Below are 19007 nucleotides of genomic sequence, written 5' to 3' on the forward strand. Positions count from 1 at the left end.
ATAGTTCAATTCAAATTAACGACAAGATGTTAAACATTTATTACTAGCGACCTATTCTCCTTAGCAGTCAAATCAGCTCACCTAATTATCATATTTAATTAAATATCTAAGCCTTCGAAACACAAAAGCTGACATAGAAAGGGATTCATGGCAGTCAATTTAGCTCATAGCCACCTTAAAACAGGAGCGAAAACGCGAGTTAAACAAAGGCGCAATATTACAGTCACAAAAATGAAAACTTGATTTCCTACCTTTGCCGAATCTCAGATGAACTCACAGGAAAAATAATGAAAAAGCCAACTAAATTATCCATGTTGACACTGTCATTAATTGCAGCAGGGATGACTAATTTTGCCGTTGAGGCAGGCAAGTTTGAAGGTAACATCCGTGACAACAGCAGCCAGCAACCATTAGCAGGGGCAATTGTTTCGATAAAAGAACTGAATCAAACTCAAACAGCAGGTCGCGATGGGCGTTTCTTTTTTAATGGCTTAAAAGCTGGAACTTACACTGTCACCATTACTTATCTTGGTGCGGCGCCTCAAACTAAAACGATTGAGGTCAAAGACAATACAACCACTAGCTTAAATGTGAAATTAAAAAGTGGCTCAATTGAACGTATTCAAGTTGTTGGTCAAGGCGGGTCGTTAAGTAAATCATTAAACCGTCAACGCAGTGCCGATAATCTAGTGAGCGTAATCAGTGCTGATGTTCTTGGTAACTTTCCAGACAGCAACGTAAGTGAAGCACTTCAAAGAGTTCCGGGCGTTTCAATTGAACGTGATCAAGGTGAAGGACGATTTGTTCGTGTTCGCGGTTTAGCGCCAGATTTCAATTCTGTTTCCATGAACGGTACTCGCCTTCCAGCCCCTGAAGACAGCCGTCGCGCTGTAGCCCTTGATGTTATTCCATCCGATTTAGTTCAATCTGTTGAGGTCAGTAAAACACTATCGCCAGATATGGATGCTGATTCATTAGGTGGTGCAGTTGAAGTTAAGAGTTTATCGGCATTTGACCGTGATGATACTTTTTATAATGTTTCAGCTGAAGCCAGCTATAACCAGCTAAAAGAAGAAACGAGTCCTAAGCTAGCAGTTAGCTACAGTGATATTTTCAATGACAAATTCGGTGTGGCCTTTGCCGCAAGTTGGTATAAGCGGGATTTTGGTTCAGACAATGTAGAAGCTGATGGTAATTGGAATTTTTCTGATAAAGGTCCTTTACTCGAAGAAGTTGAAGCACGTAGCTACGATATTACTCGTGAACGTCTTGGCATTGGCTTAAACCTAGATTATCGTCCAAACGATAACAACGACCTTTACCTGCGTACTCTTTATAGCCAATTTGATGATACCGAATCTCGGAATAGCTCAGCAGCCAAATGGGAAATTGGTGATGATGAGCTCGGACTTGCTGTTGGCCAAAAGCATGAGGCAGAAGTTAAACGCTCCCTTAAATCTCGTACTGAAGAGCAGAATATTACATCTTATGTATTTGGTGGTGAAAGCCGTTTTACCAAATGGACCATTGATTACCAATTAGCTTATTCTGAAGCGTCTGCTGGCAAACCACGTCATATAGACGGTGCTGATTTCGAAGCTGACATTGAAGATATGAGCTTCTCTGACACTCATACTCCAAGAATCATCGGCCCAGCTGCTTACAAAGATGCTGGTGAATACGAACTTAAAGAAATTGAAGTCGCTGACTCAAAAACCAAAGATGAAATGGTGTCTGCAAAAATCAACTTTAGCCGCAGTCTCGAAATCAACGATAACAGTGGTGAAATCAAATTTGGTTTGAAATCCAGCAAACGCGATAAAACCAACCGTGAAGATGTTTGGATTTTTGAAGACTTAGATGAACAAGGCATTAGCGAAGATGCTTTGGTTATGAGTAACTTTACTGGAAGCGACATCGATTATCGACTTGGTCGCTTTGGTCCCTCAATTAATGCAGCACCTATCTGGAACATCGTCAACAAGCTCAATGCTGACGATAACCTTGATGAAGTTGAATCTAAAATCAATGATTTTGATATCTCTGAAGACATTACCGCAGGTTATATGATGGGTCATATTGACTTTGACAACCTCAGACTATTAGCTGGTGTCCGTTACGAAACCATGGATAGACAAGCCAATGGCTTTAAGTATGATGAGTCAACGGAGAAATTCTCAGCGAATAACGTAAGTTCAAGTGAAGATCATTGGTTACCTGCTTTACATGCTAAATATAACCTATCAGATAACACCATTATTCGTGCCGCATGGACGAATACCATCACCCGCCCTACTTTTGAAGAATTACGTCCTGGTTTCTTAATAGAAGATCACGATGGTGAACTTGAAGCGGAATTCGGCAACCCTGATCTCAAATCATTAGAGTCAATGAACTTTGACTTGAGCATTGAACATTACTTTGATGGTATTGGTTTACTTTCTGCGGGTGTATTCTACAAAGACATTGAAAATTTCATCTATGAAAGTGACGTAGCTGGAACGGGGCAATATAAAAAGTTCGAAAAAGCCAAAACCTTTATCAATGGTCAAGATGCAGAAATTAAAGGTGTTGAGCTAGCCTATGTTCAAGAGTTTAACTTCTTACCTGCGCCATTCAATGACTTAGTGGTAAATGCCAACGTTACATTGACGGATTCTGAAGCCGATATCGGCGATAAAATCATTCCTATGCCAAGTCAGTCAGATGTTAGCGCAAATTTATCTGTAGGTTATGAAGACGAATGGGCAAGCGTTTGGTTATCTGCTGCGTATAAATCTGAATATTTACAAGAAGTGGCTAAGACTGATATCTACGACGATAGCCACCTACAGTGGGACTTTGTAGCAAAAGCAAAAGTAACAGAGCAAGTTACGGTTTACTTTAAAGCTATTAATATCACAGATGAGCCATTCTATAGCTACCAAGGTAAACGTCGCTTCAATAACCAGTTTGAAGAGTACGGTCGTACCTTCCAGCTTGGTGTTCAAATGGTAAGCTTTTAAGGTAAATCATAATGACTAACAATAATGATAATAGAATGAAAACATTTACAAAAACTCTTTTAGGAATCTCTGTTGCTGCTGGTTTACTTGGCTTGACGGCTTGTAATCAAAGTGAGCCAGTAGCTCAGCAAGCAGCTAAAGCGGCTACAGTAATTTCACCTCAATATACCAGTTTTAGCGATGTTAAAGGTGGGCAAGCACAACCGTTTGATAACGGTTGGTTAGTTACTAGCGAAAAGCAAGGTTTGCTTATTGTTAGCAACAACAAAGATCCTAAAGGCAAACTTTGGTTAAAGGGCGAGTTTACGTTACTCGGTATCCATGATGATTTGGTGGTCACTTATGATCGTCGCAATGATCAAGTGCAACCAATACTCGTCAAAGATGGTAAGCCTGACGTCCAAGTTCAACTACCTAAACGTGACTTTGAAATCAACTGGCTTTGCATGCAACCGCGTAAAGCAGATGGACTAACTTACGCTTGGTTTGGTAGTGAGCATGGCATCGCCGAGCAATGGTTACTCTCTAACGGCAAAGAGTTTAAGCCTCGCCTTGTTCGTAAGCTGTCTGTTCCTGTTGGTTCATTAGATTGTGCTTATGATGCAAATAGCGACAGCTTATATATTGCTGAACAAAATGCGGGCATTTGGAAATACAGTGCTCAGCCTGAAGCCGCTAATGAAACAGAATTAGTTGTTTCTAAACCGAACAACAAGATCACATCGCTATTTGAGTTGAACGGTAACCTGCTTTATCAGAATGAATCTGGCGACATTTTTGATTTAGAGGGTCAAGTTGCAAAAATTTCCGGTGATGAAGTTGAAAAACTCACGGCTCGCAATGTTGGAAATGAAGTTGAAATCGTAAGTTTTGATGATGAGGTCGATAGCTATCGTTTTGCTTCATTAAACCTCGAACTACCTAAACCTGTTAATAAAGAGTCTCTTATTTCAGAAATTCCTGCTTGGGTTGAAAGTGGAACTTCAGACCGTTCTGGCGATACTATGGATGATCCTGCTATCTGGGTTCACCCTACCTCACCTGAAAAAAGCCTGATCCTTGGTGCTCAAAAACGTTGGGGCTTACAAGTTTTCGATATGACAGGTCAAGAGGTTCAATCTATCGCAACAGGACGTATCAACAATGTTGATATTCGCCAAGGAATCACTATCAATGGCAATAAGCACGATATTGCCGTGGCCAGTCTTCGTGATGGCGACAGGCTTGCTTTCTACGATGTCAGTTCAAACGGAAAAGTTACAGAGCTTGCAAAGCTTACAACTGATTTATCTGACATCTATGGAATGTGTTTGTATAACGATGGCTCTCATTTGTTTGCTTTAGCGAATGAAAAGTCAGGTAAAACTATTCAATACAAAGTTTCATGGAAAGGTATGAAACCGAGTATTGAAAATATCCGCACCCTATCTGCTCCTTCTCAAGTAGAAGGTTGTGTAGCGGATGACAATACTGGTGATTTATTTATTGGTGAAGAAGACACTGGTATTTGGCACTTTAGTGCTAAACCTGAAGCAAGCACTCAAGGCTCATTGATCTTGAAGGCGGACGGCAAGCAACTTGTAGCCGATGTTGAAGGGTTAGCCCTTTATCACGGTAAAGATGAAACCTATTTAGTCGCTTCAAGCCAAGGTAATGATTCTTATGTCATCTATGATGCAAAAGCGCCTTATACATTCAAAGGTCACTTTAGAATTGGTACAAACTTTGACACTGGTATCGACGGCAGCTCTGAAACTGACGGCCTTGCCGTTACTTCAAAAGCTGTAGGTTCAGGCGCTTGGCAGCAAGGAATGTTGGCGGTTCAGGATGGTCGAAATCGCTTGCCTGATGGAAACCAAGTTTTTAAATGGGTGCCTTGGAGTGAAATCAATAAATTATTAGTGAAGTAATTTAAGCTCTATTTTAAGTAACAAGGCACAGGTCAAAAGCCTGTGCCTTGTTTTCACATCTTATACAATTAATTGAATCGCTAAACTTCATCGTCTTGAGTAGATTTTGGTTTTAATTCCACCATAGGTACGCCACCTTCAAGGCTTAATTCATCCTCAGTTGTTGGCTGTTCAGCTTCAGATAACTCTGTTAATTGAATTTCGGGTTTTGGCAGAGTATCAACGGATACTGTATCTTGACGACTATTTAATTCTGCCGCCTGCATGCGTATTGCTAACTCTGCTTCTTGTAGTCGGAATTCTGCCTGAATAGCTTTAACACGTGCCTCCCTTTCTACTCTTTTCTGCTCCAACCGCTGCATCTTAGCTGCATTAATCTTGTCTATTACACTACGCTCACTAGCTAACACTGCACTTGGAAGCCTTTGGTGATCTCTTGACCCCCTTTAGTTTCTTTGGAAATTTTATGTGCAATTTGTGCATAGTTTAGGCCATAAAACTTTGAATTATTAGCAGCAGAATTCGCAGGTAAAAGATATCCAACTGGAGTAGTGATATCAAAGCCTTCTTTGAGCAAACAACCAATTGTATAAGCATCCCCATTGATTGCAGCAATATGAGCAAGATTGTGCCCTTCTTCATCAACTAAAGTTTCATCAAACTGTACATGACTCATCAACTCTCCAGCTGCAAATGCTTTTCGTTTTTTCACTGCATATAGAAGAATGGGTTGCTCGCTTAAGGCAACAACACCACCAAGATCCATGTATAAACTAAACACTCTAATACAACCGATGTTATTGGTATCAACCGCATACTCTAGTGGAGTTTTACCTTCATTATTGGTTTCAAATGGCGATAAGCCATTTTGTAGTAACCCCTCAAGACATTTGTCTTTCGAATACCTGACAGCAAAATGTAAGTAGTTATTGCCACCTTTATCGACAGCTTGAAGGTTGCATTTAAATTTGGAAGCAACATAAAGTAGAATTTGTGGGTTATCTGAAATAATGGCACGTCTTATTAACTCATCTTTTTCATCTGTAGTGTCAACGCTTGCTCCAGCTTTTATAAAGGCTTCAACGCCATCCATATCTCCCCTTTCAACAGCCAACATCAAAGGTGATACATCTTTTTTATCACTGCCATTAATATCTGCTTTTAAGGTTTTAGCAGAGAGCCATAGATCTCTAATTTCTGAATCCGCATGTAACGCTACAAAATGATGCAAATTTTGTCCATTGTCGTTAACTACTTCAAGATCTATATCGACAAGAGACATTAGGTACATAGCCGCTTGCTTATTCCCCGAGCTCAAAGCAGTCATAAGCGGTGTATTTCCTCCTGCACCTCTGCAATTGACATCCGCTGCTGCAGCGTACTTTTCAATTTTGGCACCAGCACTAATCGCTCTCATCAAGAGTGTATCTCTAGAACTTGTACTGCATTTTTCAAGCATTGACCTAGGGAGCCAATCAAGTAATCTAGAACCGTTAACGACATCTAAATATTTATCCAAAGCTCCAAGCTCATCAGCTCGAGTAATTGCCAATTGGCGGAACTCAAAAGTGATCAAAAGTGGGGATACTACTTGTAGCTCTTCAATGGAACAAGTCTTCAGAAATTTAGTAAACGCCGCTTTGACTTTAACCTCATCTCTTAAATCACGTTCGTCAATTCTCTGCGCTTGTCCTTTTAACTCTTCAACTTCCATTTCAAACTCAGCACTATATAGCTGATGAAATTCTGTGAGCTTGTTTAAAAATGAAGTTAACATTGTCTCTTGCTTTAACTCATTCAACTTACCCTCTTTTTGTAGCTGATACTCTCTAATTTCAGCTTCTTTTGCAGCTTTAATTTTTTCTTCTTGTTCTTGTGCTTGCCTTACTGCCCAACTTGATACTCTTTCTTTTATATTCTTAATTCCAGGCCTTAATTCAGGCTTACCCAGTTGGTGCCACTTTGCTATTTTTTCTTTTATTGCTTCTTTCCAAAAAGAAACATCGTCATCCGTAATCGGTAGCTTTGAATTGCCAAGGTTGTCGAATAAGTTAGTTAATTGCATCCAAATTGGATCATTTACATCTTCAGGAAAATGACCCTTGGCATATAAGTCAGTAACTGTTGCAACGGTTTCTGCCTTTTTAAGTTCCCGTTCAACCAAAGGTGGAAAACCTTTGAACAGCAACTCAGCTTGTTCTTTCGCCAAAGGATTCTCCAGTTCCTTGATATACAAACTGTCAGGTAATTCCTCTAATGCTTTTCTGGCTCCTGAACGTGCCAAACACCATTCCAATATCTGTTGACGGCGAAAATCAACGATTTCATCAGAAAGCTTTGCAACAGATAATGCTTGCTCAACAGCAATTCCTAACTCAATAACCGACAATTCTCCTTCATAAGTCATTTTTGCTGTCTCAGCAGTATATTTTGCCGCTACTCGGCTTGAGGTTAAATCTGCAACTACAATTGCAAATGGCTCTTTCCTAATTGCCCACTGCCATGCATACGGTTCGGTAAGCTTAATTTTGCCATCTGCAACAAGCTTTTCTAATGTAATTAACATCGCATGCTCAGCAATCATAGAAAGTGGAGGTACTACTTTTGCACTCAGCTTTTGATGATAAAATTTGTCCCATTCCTCGAGACTATCGATTGACGATATAATTTGAATAACAAGAGCGTTACCATCTTCAGAATTTAACAGCTCTTTGAATTCACTGGGAGTAAGATCAGCAGATGTGACTAATTTAGGGATTCCAGTCTGCTTATCTGCACAATAAAATCGAACACCATCAGCAGTTTTTACACCATTTGCTTCTGTCACAAAGCGCATGTTCTCCATAGCGACCACATCTGAAGGCACAGATTGCTTTGTTAAATGAACTAATGATTGAACTGGAACAAGCTGCCTAACTTGCGCCACAATACCCTTTATATTTCGTACATTTTTAGGTGATGATTTTGGGGATACTCTAGCCCCTAGAACGATACCGTATTCCTGACGTAGTTGATCGACAATCGCTTTTTTTTCTTCAGTAGTTAGCTTCCTTTTCGGGCTTGCTTGTGAAACCTCCACACCATCTATGGCTTTTAATAGTAACTCTTGAGTTTTTTCACAACGTTCATGGCGATCATCTTCACTTTTATCAGTCTCTAGGATTACAAGCGGGTAATCTAGAAGATCGGCATCTAGAACATTGGATTTTATTACAAAACAGCGTGTCATTTGTGCTACAGCATCAACTTTACTCTGAACTGGAACATTAGAATCATTTAAAAGTTGTGTAATTTTTTTTAACCTAGCAACAAAAAGCGGTGATGATTTTTCTATGTCGATAGAGTTCTCCTCCAGCTCCATTAAGGCTGTTTCAAATCGCTGAAGATCAACAGAGTTTATATGCTCAGATTGCGCAATATTTGCAAGTGACCGGATGAAACCTTCTGAAAGTGCACGAGAATCTACACCTTCCAACTCTTGAAAGTCCGAACTTAATTCTTGGCTAGCCATTACACCGCTTGCTGTTTGCTCTACTGACATTACCTAGGCTCTCACTAATATAAATAATACTAATAATAGATAAATGAGGGCGTGGCACAGTTAATTTTCCTTAATTTATGTCTTATTTATTAACTGTTTATCATTATCATGAAATGCACTCTTCATGGATTTAGAAAACGAAATATATCCAGCGTCCCTTTAATTTTCTACTGAGACAAAGTCGATAACTTTTGATATTATGTGCGGTCGTGGTAGTTTTTAACTCTCTAAAGCTATTCTGTCGAAATTATATTTTCATATATAAGTCAGGAACATACATGATAAATCACTTTACTGTGCTGGGTATTAAAGCCAACGCAAAAGACGATGAGATCAAAAAAGCGTATAAACGTTTATCAAATAAATATCATCCCGATAAACTCATAAATGCATCAGAGGAAGAAAAGCAACACGCTGCTACTTTATTACAACGCATTCAAAATGCTTATGAAGTCTTGTCTTCCCCTAAATCTCGTAAAGCATTTATTCGTGACTTTAATAATGTCATTGTTAACGATCCAACCGCTGCCATGAAAGAGCTGTGGGATGGTTATTTTTAATTCTATTGGTACCTTGAGATTACTATGACTGATCAACTCGATCTTAATTACGTCAACCAATTAAAGTTAGACGCGCTTGAAAACATTGAGTCTTACCAAGACCCTGATACACCTGAAGCCTTGGCTCAATACACCAATCAAATGAAGAAAGCGCTATTGGCTGACGCCAGCATGCTAAGTTCGTTACCTGAATACCTCACTGTCGCTCTATATGGCAATGTTCGTTTTCCAGAGCAAGTACACCTTAAATGGCAAAACTGGATAGATAACAACACCATGCCTTCATGGGATGAATTTAAAGTCAGTGTTGCATTTAATAATGAAGATATTCCACTGGTTAAGGCTGTAAAAGATGAATCTGAAGCCTTATTAAAGCAAAGTTGTGCCGCATTATTTCAAATGATGATTATCGACACTAAGCCTGTTGCAAAAAAAGAAGGCTTAGAAGATCTCAACGAACATAACGATGATTACAGTGACGAATATCAAGATCAGTATGATTATGATGAGGAATATTAATGAATAGTCTCATTGAGTTAACCGCAGCAGAAATCAAACAACTAGCGGATGTTGAACCTAAGCAAGCCAGCAAGAAGTTTGAACTGATCGCCAATACCATGAATGATGAGCAGTTAGTTGAAGTCATCGAAAACATGGATATTGTGACGCTCACTCAAATCAACAGCAACCATGATATTTCTTGCCCATCTATCATGTCAGAGTTGATGACGCCTGAACAAATTCGTGACATCGTTTGTCAGCAACCGCTTTATTGGGAAGAAAAAGTCAAAAGTAATGCAGATGAACTGATGCAGCAAACCTTCGACTTTTTAACCTATTTAATTCGAGTTCAGCCAAGCGAGGAAAAGCAAGCTGAAGTACTTGAGTGTATTGCAGAAGAGCCAGCAGGTTTATTTTATCTTTCAATTCCATTTATCGAATTGTTGATGACACCGTCTGAAGACGATCTGGACAATAATATTGCCGATGTTTTTGATGATGAAGATGACGGAACCACTGTGGGTTACACAGACCGCACTGAAGCAGAAGAGTCTCGCAGTCTAGAAATTGATGATCCGCGTAGTTTACTGGCGCTCATCAAAGAACTTGCACCTGAAGTCGAGCAGCAAATCAAGAACCTACTGAAAAACCAATCATCAAACTGGCAAACCATCATAAATAAGTTTGTAGGTGAAATCGTTACTCAAGCTAAAGAAAAGAACGAGTCAAAAGATGAGTATTCAGAAGTTGACGATATGTTTAGCTTTTTAGACTAAGGAATACTCAATGCAAATCGTATTAAGAGATTTGGATCAAGGTCCTTTTCTATCAAAAGTATTGAACTTCGCCAAAGAAGAGGAAATTTTCTCTGAAGAAGAAGTAGCTCAAATCAAGCACAAAGGCGTGCTTATGAGCCTAAAACTTGCGGATAAGTTTTACAATAAATACAAAATGCATTTATTGGAACAAGCCTCACAAGATGTGATTGGTGTTGCCAGCCTAGGTCTTGCAGCACTGACGAATCATGATCAAGTGAAAGCTATGCTTCTGCTTAAAAAGCCTGATGGCTTGGTTAAGAGCTTTCAAAAAGGCTGGAGCATGTTGACGGTTGCCAGTAAGTATCGCTTACTGCATGCTAAATCGGTATATGGTGATGTTGACCAACGCCTACTTGAAAGTGTCTCGGCTCCTGCTGATACTGATGAATGGAACGGTTGGGACAATTACCAAGAAGTGCTTAAAGAGTTTGAAACTCAACAAGCGGCTGAAGCCGTTAAAGCGTTATTTTTTGCTAATGGAAAATACGACCCCTTCGATTGTTTAACTATTGAAGAAATGTTTGCCGAAGCCATTATTTATCGATTGTTCTTTGGTGTTCACACAAAAGTGAAAGAGGATCTAAAGAAAAACATCGTTACAATAGATTTCGAAGAACAATGGCTAGAGCCAGAATTTGTTGAAGAGTTTATTAATAAACAGCTGGAACCTTTACCAGACTCGATACAAGATGTTATCAATGCAGATCTTAATAAAAACTTTAATGCAGCAGTTATTCGTACTTTAAGTTTTGCTAAGGTTTATCAGGCTGAAACACTCAAAGGTTCAACACCTGAAAAGCTTGATAGAATCGAGCAGAAAGCAGGAATGAATGGGCTATTAGGCTGGCCTCAGTATTTCGTTCTGTAATTTTCAAGAATGAAATCTTCTTAACCCCCGATTATATATCGGGGATTTTTGTATCTACCGTCAGCTAAAAGTTTACCAAGGAATAGAGTTACCCTTAGGATCAAAAAAGCCGCCATTTTGCTCTTCGGAAAAATTATCTAAAACGTATTTTAATCCCGTTGCTGACTCTAATGGTGTGATAAGGGCATTCGGTCCGCCCATATCGGTTTGTACCCAACCCGGATGAAGCGCCACAGCATTTACACCATCGACTAAACCATCAAGGGATAAAGATTTGGTAACTGAATTTAATGCCGCTTTTGAAGAACGATAAATATAGCTGCCGCCACTGCCGTTATCTTCCATCGATCCCATTTTTGATGACATATTTGCGATTAAGCCTTGAGACGATTTTAACTGTGGGTAAAAAGCTTCTGCCAGTTTTAGTGGAGCGATAGTATTGATTTCAAATACTTTTCGCCATTCATCAACATCGGTTTCACCAAAACCATAACCTTTAGGTCCGTAGTAACCCGCATTGTTGATAAACAGATCAAAATCAGCATCCCCTAATTCATTAGATAAATCAGCCACCGCATCGTAATCGGTCACATCTAAAGCGAAGATCTCTAACTTATCAAATTCTTCAATCAATGCGGTTAACTCATTAGCCGATTCAGGATCTCGACAAGTTGCCATAACCTGCCAGCCATCACTAAGATAAGCTCTGGTTAACGCTAATCCAATACCGCGATTTGCACCTGTAATAAAAAGTGTCTTACTCATAATGACTCCTCATTTTTTTGTGAAGATATCATATAGCAAGACACTTGGCAGCATTACTTGTTCAGTACAGAGTTGAATAAACCAAACTCTAACGACGTTCCATATTCATACCTACAGAATAACCAAGTACAGTGTTCAATTGCTGCATTAACACCTCGTCATACCTCTTGAGTCGACTGTCATCATCTCGTGCATTTTGAATGCTTGGATAAAATCGTACTATTTCCTCTAACACTTGCCTTAAAGACATTCTTGAAGGTAAGGCTTTTATATTGAAATTTTTTCTAATAGCTTGTTGCTGATTTTCTAATTTTACTAGTAATGCCCCCCTTTCTGGCGCAAGTAAATTCAAAGCAAATCTATAAGCTTCAGCTCTTCTTAACCTTGCACTGTGATGAAACAAACTCTCTTCTATTTCTTTGTATTTAGGTTTGGCACTTCTAGGATTAATTGCACATGCTCGCTCTTGTTTTAAAATATAATCACTACAAGTTAAGAGTTCTTTAAAATACTCATCAGAAACCAAGCTCTGATTCCATGTGCAAATTGCAGTACCATCGAAAAATCTTCGTGCCACCCATGTAGGCTGTTCATTTTCATCTAAAATCGGAAAGATGGCGTTACTGTGCGGATCAACCCCAAAATATCGACCTGTCGTTCTCATCTTTACAATATGTAACCAATGCCCGCCTGATTCATCTATTTTTGTTCCTTTACACGCAATATAACGGCGCCCAGAAAACCTTTCAGATCCAGGCTTACTTGATAAAGCACGATAAAACAATTCAACTTTTTCAGTTTTCGCCTCTAACCTTTCATTACAAAACCCAACCTCGTTATTTCCTGCTTTATCAACAGCCACTGGGTAGTAAAGAACATCAACTTGGTTTGGTGTCGCAATTATTTCGTGCTCGCCTAAACCTCTTAGTGCATATTCAAGTGAATTGGTTAATCCTTGGCAATCACAACTGGCTGCAGGGCTAAGATTCCGTCTAGCTCTAAGATTATTCATCATTAATCTTAATGTTCGAACTTCCGCCATTTCATCAGGCATGACTTTCAACTCTGTCATTACTGGCCTTGTTAAAAGGTCACTTCTAATTACTTTAAATTCCTTCGGATCTATATAATAATCTTGCTGCATTACCCGCAGTGCTTCATCAAGCCTTTCTGATTTTAATTGACCTAAAATAACTTGATTGGTTAAAGCAGCTAATGCTCGAGCATGTGGTGGAACATCAACTTCCATGTTATCAATGATCATAACTCCGGGCCTTGGGTAAACAGCTGCTAAATCAATGCACCCATCAGGTTTACATCCATGTAAATACTCTGGTAACTCTTCTAACTCATCAGGGACAATTTGTACCAATGGCGCTGTTCTATCCACCGCTTTATATAAATCTCTAGTGTTTCGGTCAGTAACACCGATTTTAGCTCCTCGTAGCGAGTCCATCACATCAGCTGCTGGCAACATGGTAGGCTTGGCAACAAGTGTAACTGCGGGTTGAACTGGTGTTGGTTTTTCACCATGCGTTTTTGGTACTTCAACTTCTTGTACAAAGCTTTGTTGAGTTCTTGTGGAATTCGCAACTTCAACTTGCCGCTGTCGAGCTTCAAGTACTTGCAAATCCCTTTTAATCAAATGAGAAAATCGAAAAATTGCTTGCTCTTGAGCTACGGCCGTAGTTGCCTTTTCAAATGCCTTTAATTCAGCGGGGTATTTTTTAATTTGTTGTATTACAAGGTTATATGGATATGGTTTAAAATCGTCCAGAAAAAATGCGGTTAATACATCGTACATCTCGCCAGCTCGATCAGAAGCTTTAATTTCATCAGCCGCTAGTGCTAATGACTTAGGTTGAGTGTGTATGCATGGCAGCATTTTCTCTCTTGCTACATCACTTAGACCAAGTTCCTCAAGTAACTGTCTAACTAATTCATCTGTTAAGTCGGCAACTCTGCCATAATTAGAGCCAGTTTGCTCGAATGCCACCTCCCTTTCTGTAATCTGATCTTTATATTTTTCGAATAACTTCATAACCTTAGCAATATCTGAATATGCCAAAAGTCCATTACTTTCAACAATGAGAGTGTCAAAAAAGCTATAACACCTCCTTCTCCAGACTAGATCTTCTTCTACTTGCTCTTTTGCTTGTTGCTCTGCAATGTCCAATTTAGCAACCTTCAGCTCAGCTGAGATGGTTGTAGCTAATTTCGTAAATTCAGCCTGTGATAGATTAGCCTGTAACTGCTGGGCTTTAGATTTGTGTTTATCAATAATTAGACACAACTGTTCTTCATATTCTTCTGCAAATTCCTCTTTATTAGCTTCTCTTAGCAGCGCTATAAATGCGGGCCTTTCAACCTGCTTCCATTGTGCTTCAGGGTCAAAATCCTCACCTTGCTTAATTCCAATTACAGGCCTCTTCAGCTCCCTAAGTACCATGTTACACATTTCAAGAGTTTTGGCTTCCATCTCAGTAACTTTACTTCTATCAGCTTCTAAACGTTCACGCTCTTCAACTAATGGCTTATTTTTTTCTGTCCATTCTAATAAGAATGTCAAATCACCATAAGATATCCTTTCCCCGGAAAAACTCACCAGCTTTTCTATCGTTGAGTACCTATCCCTAGTCCATTTGTCTTCGTGAGCCATTGGCGTTGCTGCTTTGGTAGCAATTGAGGTTGTTACTGTTGCAGTCTGAGGCTCTTGAAGATGCGTTACTGATACAGATTGCTGATTTTGAGAAGGCTGAGTGATATCAGTTGTAGGTATTTCAGAATGTTGTTTACCCACTTTAGGAGCTTCAAACTGCTGTTCCGTTGTTTTTCTAATTTCGCCCTTCGCCCAAGTCACAAACTCAGCCGAATAAGGCTCCCCTTTTTTCCAGCTTTTGAAATGATTTTCAAACTCGCCTTTTCGTTGAGAAATCATTGCATCTAAGGAGTGCTCATCAGCGATAGAGAAATCCCGAGGATTTTTAGCAATAAGATCCGACACAAAAGAGGCTTTAGTGTGCTGCCAATGATCATCTCCATCTCCAACTAAAGTAATGGCTTGGGGAGCGCTAGTGGTTAGCGTTGTTGGACTATGAGCATGTTCAGTATCCCCAATAGAGTTTTGCTGCGCTGAAGGCACGATGGTAAGCTCTACAGGCAACATTCTCATAGCTTGAGAAGCTTGAGGATCCATTATTCCGATGGCTCTTATGCCCCCTTTAAGCCACTGAATCAATTCTCCTGTAAACGCCTCTCCTTTTAAGCGTCTACACAAATAGCTCTCAAAATTTGGTCTATGACGGTCAATCGTTCTACTCAATTTGGTAATATCTGAAGAAGAAAAATCACCAGGATTTTGGCGTATTAATTCTTCTAAAAATTGTTGCTTATTTTGCAACCATTGTTCTTCAGGAGATAATTCAGGTTGTTCAATTTCCTCCTTTAGCCACTGAATGACATCACCCATCAGAATCAAACTTCCATCCCAAGTTGGAAACACTGAGTTAACAAACCATTGTTTCGATTCTGCTCTGTTCAAAGCCCTGCTTAAAACAATACAGACTTCAGGTGTATAATATTTAACATCTGTTCTTCTTACTTCATCAATAAGAGCTTCCACCATCTTGTCCCACTGTTGTTCGACTAGCTCTGGTGGAAGAGGATTACTTTGGTGACCAAATATAATTCCTCTTGGATCGGGCTGACTATGATAAGCGTTCCCATAAGGATGTACAGAATAATAACCTTGATGATAAGGCCATCCTGCAGCAGGATAGCCTTGATAAGAGCCATAGGTCGTTGGGTGTCCGAATAGACCAGCAGATACGTGGTTACCATGCAGCCCTTTTTCATCACTAGTTTCTGTTTTTGTATCGGTAGCAAGCAGTCGAGCAGTTAAGGGATCATTTTCACCCAAGCTCTCCATTTCTTCTTCTACGATTGGTAATTGCGATTGGGCTTGCGGAATAGTATATGAAAATCCTTCCATACCACTTCGACAATAAGGATTATGACCATTACCAGTTTGAAGTGGAGACATAAAGAGGCTAGGCAAATCTCCCCAAGTAGAAGTAGAATCTGCATGAACTGCTGGCGTCAACATATGCTGAGCCATTGGTTTACTAATAACACTTGAATTTGGATTGTGAGTTTGAGGGACTGTCGTCTGTGCTAAGCTGAACATCATCTCTGTAGCTGAATAGTTTTGCTGAGCTGAAGGCTGAGTTACTAATGGTACTGTTGGTGCAGCTGATTGAGTTACAAATCTTGTTGTTGGTGCCGTTTGCTGAGTTACTAATGGTGCTGGAGTTACTGACTGAGTAGCTAAAGGTGTTGAAGTTGCCGATGATCTAGTTTTTTCCTCTACTACTAACCTAACCTCAAACTTGGTTAACTCTTCTTGCATTTTTTTTACAAGTCGGGTTATATGTAATTTTTCTCTTGGGTTTTTACTCTTATTAGCCTCAGCATGTTCCAATAACACTATTAGTAAGTCCTCGACAGTTAGAAAATTTGCATTGGGCTGAGTAAATACCCCTTTAACCCTTTCTGGGGCATGCTTACAAACCAATTTCAACACTTTAAGAATTTCTTGATGCGATGTAGCTTGAAACTTTGGAGAAGCATCAGGGCTATCTCTAGTTATTCTCATTAATAAAAGATGAAAGGGGGTATTATTTGAAAAATCACTTTCACAAAAAGCATCAGCTAATATACTAGGATTTATTATTTCTTGGTTTAATAAATACTCCAAACATGACAGCAAGTTTTTGTCATGAACTTTGCTAAGCATATGTATTGGAGTGAAACCATCACCATTTACAGCAACTAAAGCCTCTCCTGCTTTTGGCTTTTTTAATAGTACTTCTAACATTTTACTTTTATTCGAACAGTTAGAAGCTAGCAACAGGTGAAATATATTATTTTGAGTTCCTTCTGGGTGGTGCTCTTGATCTTGAAAAGTAACGAGAAACTGGTCTTGAGATACCGCTCTCTCAAAACTACCCAAATCGTTGTGTTCAATAGCTAACCGAGCTTGAGTAAAGACTTGCTTGTCTAATGACTCGTCTACTGAAATTTTTGTAGGTAAAGTTTCAACTACTCCGAAGGTTGCCATGATTTCACCAAAAATTTTTAAACAAATTGTTAGTGAATGTATCAAAATTAAAATTTACGAGAATTACGAGGAATTATTTTATTAATTAAAGTTGCTTCATTTTTAGACAAATTAATAATTGATCTCACTGACATTATTAACTAACCATAAGAAAATTAATGATATTCAAGTTTTAAACTTAGATCCCTCTGCACCACTTTTAGCTGAATAATCCTTTTACTCAAACCATCTTACTAATAACGCCATGAACAACATATGCATAACAACACTATTTTTTTCAACTCTTCATTTCAGCTTCTGTTGCTAACACAATCAGTCTCATATTAAGCTATCTTAAAACCAACAAAATAAAGATAACAATGAGTCATTTCTATCCAATTGGTACACCCAATAAACCTTGGCAACAAAAAGAAAAAGAATTTTGGCTGGCTCAAGCAGAAGTAAAACGTGAATACAAAACCCAAGTCATCTACAAACTTGAAGCTTTGTCTGATTTTTTTAAAGTGAGTCAGTACGGGAATTTGCCTATCAACCCTCATCGCTACCCTCTTTACGCTTTAACATCTAAAAATTGGCAAGATGATAAACCTACAGTATTGATTACTGGCGGCGTACACGGTTACGAAACCAGTGGTGTACAAGGGGCAATTCTCTTTGCAAAAGAATACGCTATAAAATACGTTGAACACTTTAATATCATCATTCTGCCTTGCATTAGCCCATGGGGTTACGAAACCATTAACCGTTGGAATCCTAATGCGGTTGATCCTAATCGCTCTTTTTATGACAAAAGCCCATCAGAAGAAGCCGCACAAGCCATGGCTTTTGTCAAAAGCTTGAATGTAGATATTTTGGCTCATATCGACTTGCATGAAACTACTGACTCTGATGAAGAAGAGTTTCGGCCTGCTCTCGCCGCAAGAGATGGTAAAGCCTATTCCGAAGGAACGATTCCTGATGGTTTTTACCTTGTAGGTGATTCAGATATGCCTCAACCTGACTTTCAAAAAGCCATTATTGATTCAGTTCGAAAGGTTACTCACATTGCGCCCCCTGAAGGCGACGGGCAAATTTTGAGTAAGCCCGTCGAACAAGATGGCGTTATTAATTATCCAACCAAAGAACTGGGTTTATGCGCAGGTTTTACTGACCGTATATACTGCACAACAACCGAAGTCTACCCTGATAGCCCTAAAGTTACTGATAAAGAGTGTAATCTTGCTCAAGTTGCAGCGATTACAGGCGGATTAGATTATTTAATCTCAATCGGTTAACTGTTAGTCGAGGTAAATCATACATGGTTTACCTCGACGTAATGAAATCACACTATTTACAACAAGCTGAACGAGACCCAGTTTTTCATTTACACCTAGAGAACGCCAGCTTACCATCAGTGAAAATTCCTCTTTAATTAATCTGCTATGAAGACATTATTTGCAGTTGGCTTATTCTTTATTTCAAGCCAAGTTATTGCCTGCAATCAATTTCAAGCAGGCTTAGCAAAGCTTAATCAATCAGATTTTTCATTTGATAAAAGGGTATCCGTTCTTGTTGATGGTAAAATGCGTTCAGACTTAACTGAACATGTTAACTACAAAAAACAAAAACCAACCTATTCAAATAAAAAGATATTAGTGAAAGGTGGAATGACTGATATTGATAAAGCCACAGAGTATTTTAGGGAGGAAAAGTTAGATTGTGAGCATTTAAGCATTAAGCAAAATATAGTAACGAATACTTACCATAAATATATTAATCACCACGACTTTTCATTTAAAACCAAATATCAATATCAACCGCTATCTCATTTACTCATTCCAATGGAAACAGTGATGACAACACAGGCAAATAAGTTCTTTATGCATTGGACAATACAGCAAACCGTTATTTATCATCACTTCACCATTAATTCATGACTTA

12 protein-coding genes are annotated in these 19007 nt (G+C 39.1%); 8 read left to right on the forward strand and 4 right to left on the reverse strand.

What is annotated here, in order from left to right; all coding sequences use genetic code 11:
- Positions 1 to 287 precede the first annotated feature (287 nt).
- Both E2H97_RS10000 and E2H97_RS10005 read left to right on the forward strand, forming a co-directional pair.
- Positions 288 to 3005, forward strand: coding sequence for a TonB-dependent receptor (locus E2H97_RS10000; RefSeq protein WP_133407001.1), 2718 nt, complete (start codon positions 288 to 290; stop codon positions 3003 to 3005).
- Positions 3006 to 3016: 11 nt separating this feature from the next.
- Positions 3017 to 4915, forward strand: coding sequence for a phytase (locus E2H97_RS10005; protein ID WP_246028990.1), 1899 nt, complete (start codon positions 3017 to 3019; stop codon positions 4913 to 4915).
- Positions 4916 to 4995: 80 nt separating this feature from the next.
- Here the strand turns inward: E2H97_RS10005 and E2H97_RS10010 are convergent, their stop codons facing one another.
- Together E2H97_RS10010 and E2H97_RS10015 are read right to left on the reverse strand one after the other, a co-directional pair.
- Positions 4996 to 5277, reverse strand: a complete 282-nt coding sequence (locus tag E2H97_RS10010) for a hypothetical protein (RefSeq protein ID WP_133407003.1) — start codon at positions 5275 to 5277, stop codon at positions 4996 to 4998.
- A 41-nt stretch (positions 5278 to 5318) separates the two neighbouring features.
- On the reverse strand, positions 5319 to 8456 hold the full coding sequence (locus E2H97_RS10015) for an ankyrin repeat domain-containing protein (RefSeq protein ID WP_133407004.1): 3138 nt from the start codon (positions 8454 to 8456) through the stop codon (positions 5319 to 5321).
- Between the two features lie 278 nt (positions 8457 to 8734).
- On the opposite strand from E2H97_RS10015, the gene atcJ reads away from it, so the two are divergent.
- From atcJ to atcC, 4 genes are read left to right on the forward strand one after another with little or no spacing between them, the layout of a single operon-like run.
- Positions 8735 to 9016 carry a cold adaptation protein ActJcold adaptation protein ActJ gene (atcJ, locus tag E2H97_RS10020; protein WP_133407005.1) on the forward strand — a complete coding sequence of 94 codons (282 nt, stop codon included), beginning with the start codon at positions 8735 to 8737 and terminating at the stop codon, positions 9014 to 9016.
- Positions 9017 to 9040: 24 nt separating this feature from the next.
- Positions 9041 to 9535 (forward strand): cold adaptation protein AtcA, encoded by a 495-nt coding sequence (atcA, locus tag E2H97_RS10025; RefSeq protein WP_133407006.1) that lies wholly within the window; start codon positions 9041 to 9043, stop codon positions 9533 to 9535.
- On the forward strand, positions 9535 to 10293 hold the full coding sequence (atcB, locus tag E2H97_RS10030) for a cold adaptation protein AtcB (RefSeq protein ID WP_133407007.1): 759 nt from the start codon (positions 9535 to 9537) through the stop codon (positions 10291 to 10293). Before atcA ends, atcB begins: the two co-directional genes overlap by 1 nt.
- Before the next feature lie 10 nt (positions 10294 to 10303).
- A complete protein-coding gene (atcC, locus tag E2H97_RS10035) occupies positions 10304 to 11203 on the forward strand; it encodes a cold adaptation protein AtcC (RefSeq protein ID WP_133407008.1) in 900 nt (299 codons plus the stop codon).
- Between the two features lie 72 nt (positions 11204 to 11275).
- Here the strand turns inward: atcC and E2H97_RS10040 are convergent, their stop codons facing one another.
- Both E2H97_RS10040 and E2H97_RS10045 read right to left on the reverse strand, forming a co-directional pair.
- Positions 11276 to 11968, reverse strand: coding sequence for an SDR family oxidoreductase (locus E2H97_RS10040; protein ID WP_133407009.1), 693 nt, complete (start codon positions 11966 to 11968; stop codon positions 11276 to 11278).
- An 88-nt stretch (positions 11969 to 12056) separates the two neighbouring features.
- Complete coding sequence (locus E2H97_RS10045; protein ID WP_133407010.1) at positions 12057 to 17087, reverse strand: hypothetical protein; 5031 nt, start codon at positions 17085 to 17087, stop codon at positions 12057 to 12059.
- Positions 17088 to 17446: 359 nt separating this feature from the next.
- Here E2H97_RS10045 and E2H97_RS10050 point away from each other — a divergent pair, with 359 nt between their 5' ends.
- Together E2H97_RS10050 and E2H97_RS10055 are read left to right on the forward strand one after the other, a co-directional pair.
- Positions 17447 to 18361: a M14 family metallopeptidase gene (locus E2H97_RS10050; protein WP_218938208.1), complete on the forward strand. Its 915-nt coding sequence runs from the start codon at positions 17447 to 17449 to the stop codon at positions 18359 to 18361.
- Positions 18362 to 18508: 147 nt separating this feature from the next.
- A complete protein-coding gene (locus tag E2H97_RS10055) occupies positions 18509 to 19003 on the forward strand; it encodes a hypothetical protein (protein ID WP_133407012.1) in 495 nt (164 codons plus the stop codon).
- Positions 19004 to 19007 lie beyond the last annotated feature (4 nt).

Source organism: Parashewanella tropica (genome assembly GCF_004358445.1).
Lineage (GTDB): Bacteria > Pseudomonadota > Gammaproteobacteria > Enterobacterales > Shewanellaceae > Parashewanella > Parashewanella tropica.

Excerpts from the sequence above, each read along its gene's own strand:
- E2H97_RS10000 (WP_133407001.1), top strand. The coding sequence starts at position 288 with ATGAAAAAGCCAACTAAATTATCCATGTTGACACTGTCATTAATTGCA.
- E2H97_RS10005 (WP_246028990.1), top strand. The coding sequence starts at position 3,017 with ATGACTAACAATAATGATAATAGAATGAAAACATTTACAAAAACTCTT.
- E2H97_RS10010 (WP_133407003.1), bottom strand. The coding sequence starts at position 5,277 with ATGCAGCGGTTGGAGCAGAAAAGAGTAGAAAGGGAGGCACGTGTTAAA.
- E2H97_RS10015 (WP_133407004.1), bottom strand. The coding sequence starts at position 8,456 with ATGTCAGTAGAGCAAACAGCAAGCGGTGTAATGGCTAGCCAAGAATTA.
- atcJ (WP_133407005.1), top strand. The coding sequence starts at position 8,735 with ATGATAAATCACTTTACTGTGCTGGGTATTAAAGCCAACGCAAAAGAC.
- atcA (WP_133407006.1), top strand. The coding sequence starts at position 9,041 with ATGACTGATCAACTCGATCTTAATTACGTCAACCAATTAAAGTTAGAC.
- atcB (WP_133407007.1), top strand. The coding sequence starts at position 9,535 with ATGAATAGTCTCATTGAGTTAACCGCAGCAGAAATCAAACAACTAGCG.
- atcC (WP_133407008.1), top strand. The coding sequence starts at position 10,304 with ATGCAAATCGTATTAAGAGATTTGGATCAAGGTCCTTTTCTATCAAAA.
- E2H97_RS10040 (WP_133407009.1), bottom strand. The coding sequence starts at position 11,968 with ATGAGTAAGACACTTTTTATTACAGGTGCAAATCGCGGTATTGGATTA.
- E2H97_RS10045 (WP_133407010.1), bottom strand. The coding sequence starts at position 17,087 with ATGGCAACCTTCGGAGTAGTTGAAACTTTACCTACAAAAATTTCAGTA.
- E2H97_RS10050 (WP_218938208.1), top strand. The coding sequence starts at position 17,447 with ATGAGTCATTTCTATCCAATTGGTACACCCAATAAACCTTGGCAACAA.
- E2H97_RS10055 (WP_133407012.1), top strand. The coding sequence starts at position 18,509 with ATGAAGACATTATTTGCAGTTGGCTTATTCTTTATTTCAAGCCAAGTT.